The following is a 15,726-nucleotide window of genomic DNA, read 5'->3' as shown; positions in this document are numbered from 1 at the left end:
TTTAAGTTAAAAGCATCACTTCCTCTATTCATTCAGTTTGCTAATGTATTCTTCAAGGCAAATTCCCCCCATATAAATCTCCGTTGCCGCATTGATTCCTACATACCGATAGTGCCATGGCTCATATATCGTGCTAGTGATTTCAGTTTTATCGGCTGGATAGCGTTGTATAAAACCATACTTGTAAGCATTCTCCGCAAGCCAGCCATATACTTCATCGGCGGTTGAAAGCGAAGCATCCTGATTGATGTCAACGGCTAGGCCCAGTTGATGCTCACTGGTGCCCGGAACGGCTACCCATTCCTCCGCCAAGTTTTTCGCTTCGGATTTTGAATGGCCTTCATCCATATACGCCTGTGTTTTTTCATCCATAAGCTCTTGCTGCTTTTCCTGTGTACGATACCCAGATGCAACTATAGAATAATAACCATCAGAGCGCATATCATTGAACATTTTTTGCAGCGACGGATATATTCTCGTATCTATGCTTTGGCCATTTGATAAAACAGTAAGTTCCACTTCATAATTATCGGGGATATAATTGTCCTTATTGACTAATATCAAGTTCCATCCGTGATCTGTACTTGCAACCTGCCGGGAGGATGGAAAAATGTCGGAGAATGAAGGAAAAATGAAATTTATCGGTATAATACCGTTTGCTGCAAATATATAAGAAAAAAAGAGTAAAATTACAGCAGCCAGAAGAATAACGTTTTTCTTTGTTTTATGCTGCCTTCTCGCGTTCTTCATGTTTTCGCTCTCCGCGACCAGCAACGGATGGCAAAGGGAATACATACAAGGCCGACACATACCGGGACGGTGATGAGCAGATATGGCGACCATATGATATGTCCGAACAGGTGATAAGTATTTGTTCGGAAAATATCGGACGAGTCTCCAACAAAGGGAATGAGGTCGAGTAGCTTTTGGCCCCATAGTGGTAGAAACTGTGTGATAGCCATTGGTACATAAACGACGGCCAAACTCGCCAAGAGAGAAGTGAAATTGCTTTTTACAAGTGCCGAAAGGAGCAGCACAATCCCAGTAAAGCCAATCGTCGACAAAAGCAGATAAGCATATTCGTATATTTCTGCCTGCAACATCGTCCATGGAGCTGTCGCAATCAACTTGATACATTGTATTGGCATATCAAAGCCTCGCGTCCCAAGGAAAACAAGCTGTGCGCCGATTGTTCCGACTGCCAGAACAGCATATAACTCCAATGCAAAGGCTACTGATACACCGGTTTTTGCCAAGGCAATTTTCTGCCACCCATTTTGGGTGGTGGCAATCAGCGGTTTGGTATTACTGTGCCATTCACCCGAAAACATTGATGACAACGCGACAGCCAGAAAGAGCGCCATGATCATTCCATATCCGCTTACAGAATTGGCGATGACCTCAGACCAGCCCTCGACCCAATCGTACTGGAAAGGCTGCTGCACCTCGGAATCCATATTGAGAAAATATTCTTTCTCCTTGTCGGTCTGCCCGTTCAGCTCAAGGAAATCATCTACGGCTTGATGCCTGCGCTCATAGAAGTCCGTCAACTGTGCCGGATTGACATAGTTGATCATTATGTAAGGATTATCTGTTTGCTTCAATTCCGGCCACAATGTTCTGACCCACGAATTCAGCGTAAGCCGATCTGTCATTTCATAATCCGATATTTCATCGGACTGGGCCTTTGACTGATAATCCGCAACCATGACCTGCAGCACATCATCTGTCAGTTCGCCTGTCCATTGCCCGGCATATTGCTGTTTGGCCTGAATATTTGAATAACCATCAAAACGATTACCAAATGCACTTGTAAAATCCTTTACTGAGCCAAATTGAAACCACTGATAAGAAAGCACACCACCAAATATGACAATGTAAAGGAAACAGAGCAGTACACTCATTTGTACGCCTTTGCGCCGCCACAGCTTCTTATGTTCAAATAAAAACAATTCCATCGATTCAATTAACTCCTTCTTCTGTTGGAAAATAGGAAAGGTATAGATCTTCCAACGTTGCTTCACAGGGGATAGCCTCGGGCGCGGGCTGTGAAGCGGATATAATCCGAAGCACAACACGATCTTTGTCATGCCGCAGGTTTGCCACCGTTGCGGATTTTTCCCATTTTCTCATTTCTCGTTCCGGTACTATCAACTCCCAAACCTTTCCTTTTGCATCTGACAGGAGTTCATCTATGGTGCCTTGAAGGAGAAAACGTCCTTTCTTCATTAGAAACACTTTATCCGCAATCGCTTCAATATCCGACACGATGTGTGTGGAGAGCAGCACAATCCTGTCATGTGCAAAATCGGACAAAAGATTTCTCAGACGCACACGTTCTTTCGGGTCAAGTCCGGCTGTTGGCTCGTCCAAAATCAGCACTTTGGGGTTGTTTAGCAAAGCCTGAGCAATACCCAAACGCTGCTTCATACCACCGGAAAAAGTCTTTACTTTTTTTGCGGCGACATTGGATAGATCGACAGTATCAAGAAGCTTATGAGAGCGTTTCAACGCTGTCCGGCGCGGGATACCTTTCAGCGCCGCAACATACATCAGAAACTCCTGCGCGGAGTAATCCGGGTAATATCCGAAATCCTGTGGGAGATAGCCCAGTACGTTTCTATACTCACCTCCCATGGAAAGAATACTTTGACTATCATATAGCACATCTCCGCTTGTCGGCTCCAAAATGCCGCAGAGCATGCGCATCAGCGTTGTTTTTCCGGCTCCGTTCGCACCCAAAAGGCCATATACACCCGGCGTCAGTTTTGTGCTGATGCAGTCAACGGCAATTTTTGACCCAAAGTGTTTTGTCAGCCTATCAAGCGATAATTCCATACATTTTTCCTTCCTTTCTCATTTCCATCAGCAGAAAAATCTCTTTGATGAAAAATCCAGAGAATATAATGAACGCTGCAAACCAAATACCGATTGCAGATAGTTCGTAAAGCTGCGGCATCCAATGTGCCGTACAGCCTGCAAAAATGCCCGCGCCCAAACAAGCGGAAACACCAATTTGTATTGCGTGTGTTTTGCAAGTGCGAATGCTCCAAAGGGTTGTGACCATACACCCCCAAAATGGAACCAGCGCATACATGATGAGCTGCACGATGTTGACATCATATTCTGCTGTGCGTACAGTCAGGGCCAGCGTAAGAGTCAGGCAAATCATATCCCCAGCACCGGCTAACACCAATTTTGCCAACATGATCTGTGCACCTGATGCCATTGTGGCGGCTTCAATTTCACACATTCCAAATGTGCGGTTCTGATAGAGAGATGGGAGGCAAGCCAAGATAAAAAGCGGCATAAAAAATGGGATGATCTTTGGTGTGTTAGGGATCGAATAAATTCCGGCGCAGACCAACAGCAGCACTACGCCTTGAAGTCCCCAAAGCCGCCAACCGATGTGCTGGATTATATTTGATAGGAATTGCCAGAAGTTTGTGCGTTTTTCAACCACTGTATTTGAAAGCGGTTGTAAACTCAGCATATCTACACATAGTTGCTGTGTTTCTATCAGGCGCTTTGGCTCCGGGCCCTTGCCCAAAGCAATTTTAATTTCACTTTTATTCATGACTTTTCCTTTCTCATAATTGCCAAAGCAAGTCGCACTCTGCTCTGAACTGTTCTGGTCGGCACGTCTGTAATTTGTGCGATTTCTTTAAAACTGAGTTGCTCGCCGTAGCGTAAAATGACCGCCTCTCGTTGAGGCTGCGACAAGAGGTTCAAGAAATGCGCAAGCTGTTCCTGATCTTCTATTTTTTTCATTCCGGCATCAAAGGCAGGCACATCTTCATCCAAGGTATAAAAGGATTGTTTTCGATATTCGTCAATACAAAGACGATGGGCAATCGTATATAAGTATGACTTAAACTTCCCTCTGCTGTTATAGCTTCGAATATCCCGAAACACCCTAAAGAATGTTTCCTGCGTTAAATCCTCCGCGCGGTTGGAATCAGGGCAATGCCACGAACAATAACGCAGAATTGATGCATAATAACGTTCAATCAATTTGTTTGCGCACTCTGTATTCCCACCCTGGATTTGAGCTATCAGCTCTGTATCATCCATGGCATTCGCTCCTTTCTGGTTATATATAACGCTTGAAAATCGTGATAGGATCAATCGCACTCATAAAAAGTGCAATTTTTGAATACTACAACAAGCAGCTCTATTCTCTTTTGCGCCCATCTGTAGACTTTTCTGAGCCTTCGGTATCAGCCAAACTGTTACGACCTTAACCATTGTAGTTTGTTCTCTTGAAGAACACAAACTCAATGCTAAGCAATAACGAAATTAAACAGTCTATACGCCCAAATTATAAGTCGTTTAAATGCTGACTCCGGAAATATAAAATAATGTGAGGTAATGATAATACTCCTCATTTTGAACTATCATTTTCTAATGGTTCGGTTTTTCGGGATCAGGTCAATTACAGTAAACCATTTCGCAATATCTCTATTCCGGTAGATTCTTTACAAAATGAGAAAAGGGGTATAACATGACAGCTTTGAAATTGTGATGTGGTTACGACAAGGTATCGCAGGAGTCACAGTATAGATCTTTTCGAAAGAGAAGTAGCCGTTATGATAACATCGGTGCACACCCTTGGTCAGAGATAATGTACTGTCGTGTAAAAAACAATTACGCTTTGAATAAAAGGAAAGGTTGTTGCTAATTGTGCTGAATCATACTTTTTTTAAAAAAAGTGTCGTTCTTCTTTTTCTCGCGGGTTGTGGAGGCAACGCGGGTCAAACATATTCTTCGTCTGGTATATCATCAAGCATAATAGAACCAAGCGCATCTATGGAACCGACTTCTTCATCGAATGCATCGTCAAATTCAGCATCGTCAGGCACCCCGGCAAAGCAAAATATGCCTAAAAAGATTCACGTGGGCGGAAAAATCTATTCAACTGAGTTTCCAATTCCAACGGCTGATACATTCGGCCTGACCGGAACAGACGCTACTCTCTACAACTTGGCTGTGGATCAATTTAGCAATGCTGTTATAGGAGAGGACGAATTGGGCAAGGGCAGTACGACACTTGTGTCTCCTGTCCTTACGCTTTTAGGCAGTCAGGAAACTGATGATGGAACGACAACTTATGTTGTTACGTTCCGAGGATTTTACTTTTATGGATTGGGAGATGCTCTCAAAGATCTAAAGCATCCTGTTTATAATGATGGATTCAGTAGTTATTTGGAATCCTTTGTTGTGGATAAAAACGGAAAATGCATCAGCAAAGACAGTCTTCATGATGACGAGGGCAGTGAGGGCATTAAACGGGTCTGCGGTTCTTTAAAAAGTCTTGCAGACTTTCTGATTCGCAATCAGAGCGATCCGATCAATCCTGCAGATGCCAGGGATATTCCACTGCTGGACAAAGATCAGATGCTTCAGGCATATCTCAATTACTTTTTTGAAATGTGAATAGCTGCTACATATGACCGCGCCTCCTGGTATACGGTAAGCTCCGCCTCGTTATTTGTTCAATTTTGGGTGTCCGTCCGCCCCAGCAGATAATCCACGCTTACCTTGTAAAAATCAGCGAGTTTATTGAGTGAAATGCTGGGAATATCCAAAATCCCGCTTTCATAGCGAGAATACGTTGCTTGGCTGACACTTAACAACTTGGCTATATCCTATGGGGGATGTAAATGCCGGGTTATAAAGAGATGTACTTAAAATTGTTTCGTGCCACGGAGGATGCGGTCAATCTGCTCATCGATGCCCAGCAGGCATGCGAGGAGCTCTACATTACCGCGCCTGAACCAGAGTTAAAGGTGGTTGCACTGCCGCAGTGGGACGGCGAAACAAAAAAAGGCGACTCAAATTAATTTTACAGTCCAAACCGTTAGGCTGTTTTTTAGGGAAATCGTGGTATTATAAGTAAAAGAATATCCGGAGGATTTAAGATATGGTTCGAGAGATTTGCAGGGATGAGGTCTTCCTCGCACAGAAGGCGGAAGCGGCAACCGAAGCGGATCTGTCGGTGGCGGAAGACCTGTTGGAAACACTGATCGCCCACAAGGACGGCTGTGTGGGCGTGGCGGCGAATATGATTGGCGTGAACAAGCGCATTATCGCTTTCGTGGACGACGGGGAATACAGGATGATGTTCAATCCTGCGATTGTGAAAAAGTCCGGCCCGTATGACGCGGAGGAGGGGGGCCTGTCCCTCACCGGCACGCGAAAAGTGAACCGCTGGAAGTCGATTAAAGTGCGATACCAGAACCGCGCCTTTCAGGAGCGCTTCAAGATCTTCACCGGCTGGCCGGCGCAGATCATCCAGCACGAGATCGACCACTGCGAGGGGATGATCATCTGATCGTCTGTGAGCGGGAGATAAGTCGGGATTTGTGAGAGGGAATTTGCGAATATGAAAAGACAGATTGCGTTTTTGCGTGGCATTAATGTAAGCGGTAAAAACAAGATTCCCATGGCAAAATTAAAAGAAAACTTTGAAAAACTTGGGTTTCAAGAAGTTAAGACCTATCTAAACAGCGGCAACGTTATTTTTTCAAGTGATGGAGGTGATGAATTGGTGGTCAAAGACGGCAAATGCAAGTATCAGCAAAAAACTGACAATCAGAACGGCAAACACCGTCAAAAAGATAGTTGCAATGTAATTGCGCTGTAATCCAAACTGATCAAAGGAAAATAAGCGGCAAGCCCCTCTGTATTTTTATCGTTCGATCACAAAAAAGTTCGGTTTACTACATGTGCTGCTGCTACTTTTCAACACTCTGAAAAATGATATATTCCTTGTTTTTTGTATAGGAGGTGTTCCATGGAGACAATGGATGATTATATTGAGTTTGTCGGCGAGCAGCTTGTGGATATCCCGATTTTGAAACGGATTCCGCCGCTGCTACAACTGAAAAAGAAAAAAGCTGGTGCATGATGGATAAACTTGATTTTGTTTCAAGGCTCATTGACAAGAATGCGGTGGCGGCCCACGCATTTGCCGATCAGATTGTCCGTGAGAGCCGGGGGAGTGACTGTTGGTATCCGTATTTTGACGAGACAATCCCCCTTCTTAATCACAAGAACTCGTTGGTACGCAACCGGGCCATTGAGATTATCACCGCCAATGCCCGCTGGGATATGGCAGGCAAACTTGACTACGTGATGGGCGAATTTCTTGACCATGTCACGGACGAAAAGCCCATCACGGCGCGGAGTGCATTCAGGCGCTGCCGGAAATCGCGACGGCGAAGTCAAACCTGATTCCCCGAATTCGAGAGGCGTTGAAAAATGCCGACCTCACCGAATACTGCGACAGTATGCGACCTCTGATTTTAAAGGATATCGTGAGTGCTTTGCTGAAGATAGCGGAATAGAAAAAGAAGATTTAGTTGAGGTGGGAGATTATGGAGATTCGAGAGCTTGCGAAAGAGGAGTACGGCGCGGCGCTGGATTTGGCGTGGGAGGTTTTTCAGAAGTTTGAAGCGCCGGACTACGCCCCGCAGGGCGTAAAGGCGTTTTACGCCTCCATCCACGACCCAGACTACCTTGCTCAGCTGCGCATCTACGGCGCGTTTGAGGGCGACACGCTCATCGGCATTCTGGCCACCCGCAGCGGCGGCGCGCATATCGCGCTGTTCTTTGTGCGCGGCGCATACCACCGCCAGGGCGTGGGAAGGCAGCTGTTTTTCCACGCCTGTCAGGAGAATTCGGCCGGACAGATGACGGTGAATTCCTCGCCCTATGCGGTGGAGGTTTACCGACGTCTGGGCTTTTGTGAGATAGACGCGGAACAGACGACGGACGGCATCCGCTATACGCCCACGCTCTGCGTGACTCAGCGTGCGGACTGCCCCTGCAAACGGACGCGCTGCCAGCGGCATGGCGATTGCGTTGCCTGCCGGGAGCATCATAGGCAGGATAAGAAGAATCCGGTCTACTGCCAACGGCCCACGAGAGAGGAAAAGCGCCTGTGCCGCAGGCGTGATTCCAAATAAAAACACTCGGGGAACAGAGCGGATAAAAGGCAGTCAGAATTTGAAATTGAGATTATTGATATAGAACGAAGGGATGCAGAATGAAAAAAGCAACCGTTATTGCAAGGTTCCATAGTTCAATAGAAGCTGCTTGGAATATAGTTACGGATAACACAGCCTTTGACTGGCGCAGTGATATCGTTAAAATAGAAGTATCTGACGATGGTAATCGTTTTACTGAATTTACGAAAGACGGATTTGAAACTGAATTTACGATTACACTCAAAAAGCCCTATGAACGCTATGAATTTGATATGAAAAACAAGAATATGGACGGGCATTGGATTGGGCTTTTTTCAAGGGACGGCTCTGGTACAAAAATTGAATTTACTGAAGAAGTAGAAGTCGCTAATCCCATTATGAATTTTTTTGTAAAGTCGTATCTTAAAAAGCAGCAAGCGACTTATATTACGGATTTAAGAAAAGCAATGGGTGAATAAGGCGAGCACAACTCGTGGATTATCAATTTCCCGTTTGATATTGGAATCGCAGGCATGCGCGCTGCGTTCGTTTCGTATTTTATTCCGACAGGGAGGTCCCTATGGAGTACATTCTACTGACCCCGGAAAATCTGGAGCGGGAGCATATCTGCTGACCGTGGAATAAAAGTAAATCCGCAGGGATTTTGCTGTAAAACCTTATAAAGAGCATCGGTGGTGCGCAATGAAGCGCTGAATTGGCATGACCGGAATAGCATAACAAATCAAAAAAATCAGGAGGTTTACAATGTCTATTCCGGAAAAAACGATCTATCTCCGCGCGGGAGATCAGAAGTTTCCAATCCTTGTGCGCGGATTGTCGGCGTGCTAAAATGGAAAAAACGTGCAGTTTAAGTGGAAATATCTGGTTGCGGGAAGTTCGCCGAAAGCAAAAAAGAAGAAATAGAGGAGGGAGTACCATGGCGTTTGATTTCAAGAAGGAATATAGGGAATTTTACCTGCCGAAGAACAAACCGGAGATCGTGACCGTGCCGAAGGCAAACTACATTGCCGTGCGCGGTTCCGGCGACCCCAATGAGGAGAGCGGTGCGTATAAGGCGGCGGTGGGAGTGCTGTACGCCGTGGCCTACACCATCAAGATGAGCAAGATGGGCGACTACCGCATGGAAGGCTACCACGATTTCGTGGTGCCGCCGCTGGAGGGCTTCTGGTGGCAGGAGGGCATCGACGGCGTGGACTACAAGAACAAGGCGCTGTTCCACTGGATTTCCGTCATTCGTCTGCCAGATTTTGTGACCAACGCAGACTTTGACTGGGCGGTTGGTGAGGCCACGCGCAAAAAGAAGCTGGACTGTTCCAAAGCGGAGTTTTTGACCTTGGAGGAAGGCCTGTGCGTCCAGATCATGCATCTTGGCCCCTTTGATGACGAGCCTGCCACCGTAGCGTTGATGGACGAGTTTCTTGCGGTGAACGGCTACGAAAACGACTTTTCGGAAACGCGGCTTCACCATGAAATCTACCTCTCCGACGCCCGTAAGGTCCCACCGGAGAAGTGGAAAACGGTGATCCGCCACCCCGTAAAGAAGAGGTGATGGAATGGATTGCAGCATTCGCGCATGGCGCATGAGCGACGCTGCCGAGTTGGCGGTGGCTTTGAATAATCCGAATATTCAAAACAATCTGCGGGACGGCCTGCCCTGCCCGTACACGGAAAAGGATGCCAGTGACTATATCGACGCTATGCTTCACGCCGATAAAAACGCGACCTTTGCCTTTGCTATTACAGTAGACGACAAGGCCATCGGCAGTATTGGCGTTTTTTGCAAAGACAACATTCATTCCCGCACTGCCGAAATGGGATATTATATTTCAGAACTGTTCTGGGGGCAGGGGCTTGGCACCAGCACCGTGAAGCAAACCTGCAAATACGTATTTGAAAATACAGATATCCTGCGCATTTTTGCAGAGCCTTTTGCCTACAACACCGCCTCCCGCCGCATTTTGGAAAAGAGCGGTTTCCTCTGCGAGGGTATCATGCGCGCCAACGCCGTTAAAAACGGCAAGGCGCTGGATATGGCACTGTACGCCCTTTTGAAATTGGACTGCCCGGAATATTCGGAGGTGTAGACGTGGAAAATGCAAGCCCTGATTTTATCAACCTAACGCCGCAAAATCTTGCCCAGGAGCATCTTTGCTGTATCATTCGCAGCAGGAAGCCTCATCCCGGCGTGGAGGCAAAGCGGCAGTGGCTGTCTGAGCGACTCCAAGAAGGCCATGTCTTTCGCAAGCTGAATGTCAAGGGCTGCGTGTTCATCGAATATGCTCCGCTGGAGACTGCGTGGGTGCCTGTTACCGGCGAGAATTTTTTATACATCTATTGCCTGTGGGCGGCCTCCCCCTACAAGGGCAAGGGCTACGGACGGGCGCTGATGGAGTATTGCATCGCGGACGCCAGGGAAAAGGGCAAGTCCGGCGTCTGTATGCTGGGCGCGCAAAAGCAGAAAGCATGGCTGACCGACCAGAGCTTTGCGAAAAGCTTTGGTTTCAAGGCGGTGGACTCCACCGACAGCGGCTACGAGCTGCTCACCCTCTCCTTTGACGGCACGGTGCCGCGGTTTACCGATTGCGCCAGAGCGTCCAAAATTGAGAGCCGGGAGTTGACCATTTATTACGACCTGCAATGTCCCTATATGGGTCAGAGCATCGAGACAGTCCGGCAGTACTGCGAAGAACAGGAAGTGCCGCTGTCCCTTGTGCCGGTAGATACGCTGGAGCAGGCGAAGAACCTGCCGTGCGTGTTCAACAACTGGGCGGTATTTTACAGGGGCACATTCCAGACGGTGAATCTGCTGTTGGACGTGGAGAACTTAAAGCGGATACTGAAAAAGGAGTAAATCTATGATGAATGCAATCGTGTATACCTCCAATACCGGCTTTACCGCGCAGTACGCGGGGCTGCTGGGCGAAAAACTGAATCTGCCGGCCTATTCTCTGGACACGGCAAAAAGGGAACTTGCCGCCGGCGCTGAAATCCTCTATCTCGGCTGGCTGATGGCAGGTCAGGTCAAGGGCTATAAGCAGGCGGCAAAGTTTTATAAAATTGCCGCGGTCTGCGGCGTGGGCATGGGGGCCGGCGGCTCGCAGATCAAGGAAGTGCGCAAGGGCAACGCCATTCCGGAGAACATTCCGCTGTTCACCCTGCAGGGCGGTTTTGAACTCAATAAGCTCCACGGCATCTACAAATTTATGATGAACACCATGAAGCGTACCGTGGGCAAAAAGCTGGCGGCAAAGCCGGACAAAACGGCAGACGAACAGGATATGCTGGATTTGCTTCTCCACGGCGGCAGCCGGGTCAGCGAGGAAAACCTGCGTCCGGTCTTGGAGTGGTGCGGGAAATGACAGAGCGCAGATTTCAAATTGAACATATCCCAGCCGTGTTGTACGGCGATGCGGCGGAGAAAGCGTATTTTCACACCCCTGAGCAGTTGGCTGCTTTACGAAACTGGGAGGAGACGCACGCATGACGGATCAGGAGCAGTTGGACGCTCTGAAGGTGGTGACCTCGATCATTGTGCGCTGTGAGCGGATGCAGTCCAAGTTTATTCCCGCAACCTCGCAGCACACCCTGCTGAAAAACCGCATTCAGGCCATGAAAATTGCAGAGGCTTTACTGACCGGGCGTGGCGCAGATCTATATTCCACGCAGGATCTTTCTGCCGCCCTGGAACCTCTGGCCTCAATCATCCGAAAATGCGAAAAAGCCCGTTCAAAATATGAGCCGACCTGCGTGCAATACAGGCGCTTTCACGGCATCATCCTGGCCATGGAATTGTCCCGACAGTTGATCGAAAATGAGTTGAGTAGAAAATGAACCCCTTGACGTTTCTGTGTCGCAATGATAAACTGTCCTCAATTTATATAGATTGGAGTTGAAAAAATGCGCATTGCTTCCTGCTGATTGATTGGCTATGATGAAAACCGTGAGCGGCTTCAGCCGCCGTTTTGTCATGCCTGTGCAGGGAAGTTACGCATTTTTTGAGCGCTCACGGAATTGCCATGCCGACAGGCGGGCTTTGTCTTTCTGTGTGATGGCTGCAAGAAGTAACTTTCTTGCAGCCATTTTCTATATAGGAGGACAAAACCATGTCACAGATAAAAGTCGAGGGCCTTACCTTTTCCTATCCCGGCAGCTACGACAACATTTTTGAGGACGTCAGCTTCCAACTCGATACCGACTGGAAACTGGGCTTTATCGGCCGGAACGGCAGGGGAAAAACTACGTTTCTAAAGCTTCTGCTGGGTGAGTATCCGTATGGCGGCAGTATCTCCGCGTCCGTTCCCCTCGCATACTTCCCGTTTCCGGTAAAGGACCAGAGCTGTCCCACGGAGGAGGTATTGCACTCCGTCAACCCGGAGGCGCAGAACTGGGAGCTGATCCGCGAGCTCAGTCTTCTGGGCGTCTCCGAGGATGCGCTGGAGCGTTCCTTTGACACGCTCTCCTTCGGAGAGCAGACGAAGGCGCTGCTGGCGGTGCTGTTTGTGGGTGAGTCCCGATTTTTGCTCATCGACGAGCCGACAAACCACCTGGACGCGGAGGGCCGCCAGCGGGTCAGCCGGTATCTCCGGCGCAAGGAGGGTTTTCTTCTCGTCTCCCACGACCGGGCGTTTCTGGACGGGTGCGTGGATCATGTTCTGTCCATCAACAAAACCAATATCGAACTGCAACGGGGGGATTTTTCCAGTTGGTTTGAAAACAAGAAACGGCAGGACAGTTCTGAGGCGGCGCAGAATGAGAAGCTGAAAAAGCAAATCGTCAGACTGGAGGCCAGTGCGCGGGAAAAAGCAGGCTGGGCGGACGCGGTGGAAAAGACAAAGTTTGGAACCAAGAATTCCGGACTGCGCCCGGACAGAGGGTATATCGGGCACAAATCCGCCAAAATGATGCAGCGCTCCAAGGCGATTGCCCAGCGCAGGCAGGAGGCGATGGAGGAGAAGTCGCAGTTGCTCCGGAATATCGAGCAAGCCGACGCGCTGAAGGTGTCTCAGATCCCCTACCGCGCGCCGCGGCTTGTCTCACTCGACCATGTTTCCATTGTGTACGGCGAAAAAGCCGTTTGCAGCGATGTTACCTTCACCGTCGAGCGGGGGGACCGCATCGCGCTGCGGGGCCGGAACGGCAGCGGAAAATCCAGTATCCTGAAGTTGATCTGCGGGCAGGACATCCCGTATACCGGCAACTTACAGGTTGGCGGCGGGCTGAAGATTTCCTACGTCTCCCAGGATACGTCGTTTTTGCGCGGGAGCCTGTCCGATCTTGCCCGAGAGGGCGACATCGACGAAAGCCTTTTCAAAGCCATTTTGCGCAAGCTGGATTTTGAGCGGGTCCAGTTTGAAAAGGACATGGCGGAGTTCAGCGGCGGGCAAAAGAAAAAAGTTCTGATCGCCAAGAGCCTTTGCGAGGAGTCCAATCTGCTGGTCTGGGATGAGCCGCTCAACTTTGTGGATGTCATCTCCAGGATGCAGATCGAGGCGCTTCTGCTCTCCTACCGGCCCACCATCCTGTTTGTGGAACATGACTGGGTTTTCACCGAAAAAATCGCGACAAAATTCGTGTCGCTGTGAAGGCCCGAGATATGGTCATATCTGCCCCCCAAAAATCTATCTGATTGCGCGCAAACATCTCTTCCATTCCCGCCGCACATCTTTTAATACACAGAATCCATCCCTAACCAAATCCCAGAATACGAAAGTAACGATGGCAGTAGTGAGGGCAAAAGAGCGCCAAAGAGGAAGCCGCTTTCCTGCGGAAAGCGTCAAAGAGTGCGGCTGAGGTGCAGACGAAAGTTCAGACACACGTTTGGGACGATCAGGCCGGGCATTCGAGTCACCCATCTTGGACCAATTTAAGGAACCGCTTAATCTCAATGATTAGGCGGTTTTCTTTTTAGTATCAATGGTACCAATAGATTATAAAATATCATTTGCATTCTCGATTGAATTAAGAATATGATAATTAGAATTTAAAAACGCTAACAAAGAATTCCGCAACCCCTGGTGCGGGGCCTATTGGGCATCTAAGGGGATGCGGGTGATTCCCACAGTGAACTTGGGAGGGGACATAGTCAAAACAAGAGCCGCTGCATACAAAATGAAGATGCAGCGGCTCTTGCTTGTGACTGATTGGATTTTATATGATTCAAGTTCTGTGTAACACGGAAAGAACCATTACAATTCATTGATCGTATCAGTTACTTTCATATTTCGAATTCGTTTTGCCGGGGTATGGACTGCAGCTATGGCTGCAGCAAGTACAAATACAAGAATAACAGCGAGTGGAACAATAGGGAACGTCCAAACGGCATAGGCAAAATGCGCGGTAATCAGATTATCGTAAAGCAGCTTGCTCAACAGCAGTCCAACTACGCAGCCGACTACACAGCCGGACAAGGCATACGTGGCGGCTTCGGCGGCAATCATTTTAGTCATCTGATGGGTATCCATACCGACAGCGCGCATTGCCCCGTACTGCTTTATCCTTGCGGATACGCTCATGGAAATACTGTTCATGATATTCAGCACCGTCACTGCCGTGATAATGGCTAAGAAACCGTACACGAACAGCAGAAACGCCATGTAGGTGCTGGTGGTTCGCTGGTCGCGCTGGTCACGGAATGTGTACGAATTGCCTATCGCATTATGAATTGCTTCCACATTTTCATCGGTTGCATCGCTGGTTGTCTGTACCATGACAAGTGAATACTCAGAATTGCCAGTTAAACGTGCAAAGGTTTCACCAGAGGTAATGAGCGTGACGGTTTTGTGAGTGCTGCCATCTTCGCTAAAGGGGTTATATTTCAGCAGTCCTGCGATTTCTAATGTTTCGCCCGCTACCTGTATCTGATCACCGATTGAAACAGGGGTTTGTGCATCCCAAACCGCAAGTACAGACCGGCTATTCCCATATACTTTTGCAAGGTCGCTGCCTTTTCGGAGCTGATGATCTTTTACGAGACAGTCCAGATCAAAGGCATCATAGGAAATGACGTCGATTTCACTTGCCACAGCATTCACCTGCGCCGGGACACCAAGGCTGCTTCTTCGACCAAAAGCGCGCTTTACCCCGGCCATGTCGCTGATTTGATCCAGCAGCGCAGGGTCAATGGAATTCGAGCCATTGCTGCTTGCAATATTGATGTCCGCAGTGTTTGCGGACTGCGGCATGATGTATCCGACAAGGTCGATCATCACAGAGAAGCTTAAAAACAAAATGATGCTGAGGGCAAAGGAACTTGTCATGAGAAACAGGTTTTTTTTGCCTGCTACGGCATGATGAACACCCAGCGCTGTTTCGACTTTAAGAAAGCCAGCGTTCGGCGCACGGTTTGTGTGCTTTGCAGTCGCCGAATTACCCGCTACCGCCATGACCGGTGATACCTTTGCCGCTTGTTTGGCCGGAGACCGCGCAGCAAGTAGCACGGTAATAATGCCCAAAAGAATGCCGCAGATAATTCCGATGATGCTCACGCCAAAAAGCGGCATATCAGAAAATTCTTCGCCAACAAGAAAGTGTAGTGTTCCACACAAGGCCCATGTGGCGGCAACGCCAAGCAGCACGCCAATGGGAACCGCTGTTTTGCACCAGTTCAGCGCTTCCAACCGAACGAACCGGATGATTTGCTGGCGGCTCATGCCGATGCAGCGCATCATACCAAAGAACTTTGTTCGCTGAGCAACGGTGCTGTTCATACTGCTGGAGATCATCAGAACACCTGCAA

At 48.4% G+C, this 15,726-nt stretch carries 19 protein-coding genes and 1 pseudogene; 13 read left to right on the top strand and 7 right to left on the bottom strand.

Annotation, left to right across the window (positions count from 1 at the left end; translation table 11 throughout):
• Positions 1-24: 24 nt before the first annotated feature.
• Genes RT018_RS10495 through RT018_RS10475 form a run of 5 tightly spaced genes read right to left on the bottom strand, consistent with a single transcriptional unit; the run spans position 25 to position 4,074 of the window.
• Positions 25-750, bottom strand: a complete 726-nt coding sequence (locus RT018_RS10495; RefSeq protein WP_312941677.1) for a M15 family metallopeptidase — start codon at positions 748-750, stop codon at positions 25-27.
• Positions 747-2,024 carry an ABC transporter permease gene (locus RT018_RS10490; RefSeq protein ID WP_312941676.1) on the bottom strand — a complete coding sequence of 426 codons (1,278 nt, stop codon included), beginning with the start codon at positions 2,022-2,024 and terminating at the stop codon, positions 747-749. The genes RT018_RS10495 and RT018_RS10490 overlap by 4 nt, the downstream gene beginning before the upstream one ends.
• Positions 1,963-2,838, bottom strand: coding sequence for an ABC transporter ATP-binding protein (locus tag RT018_RS10485; protein WP_312941674.1), 876 nt, complete (start codon positions 2,836-2,838; stop codon positions 1,963-1,965). Before RT018_RS10485 ends, RT018_RS10490 begins: the two co-directional genes overlap by 62 nt.
• Positions 2,822-3,577: a hypothetical protein gene (locus RT018_RS10480; protein ID WP_312941672.1), complete on the bottom strand. Its 756-nt coding sequence runs from the start codon at positions 3,575-3,577 to the stop codon at positions 2,822-2,824. Before RT018_RS10480 ends, RT018_RS10485 begins: the two co-directional genes overlap by 17 nt.
• Positions 3,574-4,074 carry an RNA polymerase sigma factor gene (locus tag RT018_RS10475; protein ID WP_312941671.1) on the bottom strand — a complete coding sequence of 167 codons (501 nt, stop codon included), beginning with the start codon at positions 4,072-4,074 and terminating at the stop codon, positions 3,574-3,576. The genes RT018_RS10480 and RT018_RS10475 overlap by 4 nt, the downstream gene beginning before the upstream one ends.
• A 600-nt stretch (positions 4,075-4,674) precedes the next feature.
• On the opposite strand from RT018_RS10475, the gene RT018_RS10470 reads away from it, so the two are divergent.
• Positions 4,675-5,436, top strand: coding sequence for a hypothetical protein (locus RT018_RS10470; protein ID WP_312941670.1), 762 nt, complete (start codon positions 4,675-4,677; stop codon positions 5,434-5,436).
• A gap of 59 nt (positions 5,437-5,495) precedes the next feature.
• Here the strand turns inward: RT018_RS10470 and RT018_RS10465 are convergent, their stop codons facing one another.
• Entirely contained in the window at positions 5,496-5,645 is a 150-nt protein-coding gene (locus RT018_RS10465) for a helix-turn-helix transcriptional regulator (protein ID WP_312941704.1), read from the bottom strand.
• Between the two features lie 18 nt (positions 5,646-5,663).
• Here RT018_RS10465 and RT018_RS10460 point away from each other — a divergent pair, with 18 nt between their 5' ends.
• The 12 genes and pseudogenes from RT018_RS10460 (at position 5,664) to abc-f (ending at position 13,573) form a co-directional block, all read left to right on the top strand.
• The gene (locus RT018_RS10460) at positions 5,664-5,843 is read left to right on the top strand and encodes a hypothetical protein (protein WP_312941669.1); all 180 of its coding nucleotides are present in this window, start codon (positions 5,664-5,666) and stop codon (positions 5,841-5,843) included.
• An 80-nt stretch (positions 5,844-5,923) separates the two neighbouring features.
• On the top strand, positions 5,924-6,334 hold the full coding sequence (locus RT018_RS10455) for a peptide deformylase (protein ID WP_312941667.1): 411 nt from the start codon (positions 5,924-5,926) through the stop codon (positions 6,332-6,334).
• A 51-nt stretch (positions 6,335-6,385) separates the two neighbouring features.
• Positions 6,386-6,556: pseudogene (locus tag RT018_RS10450) on the top strand (DUF1697 domain-containing protein); the annotation flags it as partial.
• A 350-nt stretch (positions 6,557-6,906) separates the two neighbouring features.
• Positions 6,907-7,236, top strand: a complete 330-nt coding sequence (locus RT018_RS10445) for a hypothetical protein (protein ID WP_312941665.1) — start codon at positions 6,907-6,909, stop codon at positions 7,234-7,236.
• Positions 7,237-7,379: 143 nt separating this feature from the next.
• Positions 7,380-7,970, top strand: coding sequence for a GNAT family N-acetyltransferase (locus tag RT018_RS10440; protein ID WP_312941662.1), 591 nt, complete (start codon positions 7,380-7,382; stop codon positions 7,968-7,970).
• An 80-nt stretch (positions 7,971-8,050) separates the two neighbouring features.
• Positions 8,051-8,449 (top strand): SRPBCC family protein, encoded by a 399-nt coding sequence (locus tag RT018_RS10435; RefSeq protein WP_312941659.1) that lies wholly within the window; start codon positions 8,051-8,053, stop codon positions 8,447-8,449.
• Between the two features lie 458 nt (positions 8,450-8,907).
• Positions 8,908-9,540, top strand: coding sequence for a GyrI-like domain-containing protein (locus RT018_RS10430; protein ID WP_312941657.1), 633 nt, complete (start codon positions 8,908-8,910; stop codon positions 9,538-9,540).
• 4 nt (positions 9,541-9,544) lie between these two features.
• Positions 9,545-10,075: a GNAT family protein gene (locus tag RT018_RS10425; RefSeq protein ID WP_312941655.1), complete on the top strand. Its 531-nt coding sequence runs from the start codon at positions 9,545-9,547 to the stop codon at positions 10,073-10,075.
• 2 nt (positions 10,076-10,077) lie between these two features.
• On the top strand, positions 10,078-10,842 hold the full coding sequence (locus RT018_RS10420; RefSeq protein ID WP_312941653.1) for a GNAT family N-acetyltransferase: 765 nt from the start codon (positions 10,078-10,080) through the stop codon (positions 10,840-10,842).
• Positions 10,843-10,846: 4 nt separating this feature from the next.
• Positions 10,847-11,350 (top strand): hypothetical protein, encoded by a 504-nt coding sequence (locus tag RT018_RS10415; protein ID WP_312941651.1) that lies wholly within the window; start codon positions 10,847-10,849, stop codon positions 11,348-11,350.
• Positions 11,351-11,471: 121 nt separating this feature from the next.
• Positions 11,472-11,822, top strand: coding sequence for a hypothetical protein (locus RT018_RS10410; protein ID WP_312941649.1), 351 nt, complete (start codon positions 11,472-11,474; stop codon positions 11,820-11,822).
• Positions 11,823-12,094: 272 nt separating this feature from the next.
• Positions 12,095-13,573, top strand: coding sequence for a ribosomal protection-like ABC-F family protein (gene abc-f, locus RT018_RS10405; protein WP_312941648.1), 1,479 nt, complete (start codon positions 12,095-12,097; stop codon positions 13,571-13,573).
• A gap of 603 nt (positions 13,574-14,176) precedes the next feature.
• On the opposite strand, the gene RT018_RS10400 is transcribed toward abc-f, so the two are convergent.
• Positions 14,177-15,726 (bottom strand): FtsX-like permease family protein (locus RT018_RS10400; RefSeq protein WP_312941646.1); only part of this gene is annotated, 1,550 nt, incomplete at its 5' end.

It is taken from the genome of Oscillibacter sp. (assembly GCF_032060045.1).
Taxonomy (GTDB): domain Bacteria; phylum Bacillota; class Clostridia; order Oscillospirales; family Oscillospiraceae; genus Oscillibacter.
Note: the sequence above shows the minus strand (reverse complement) of the source record. Positions and strands in the feature narration are given on the sequence as shown.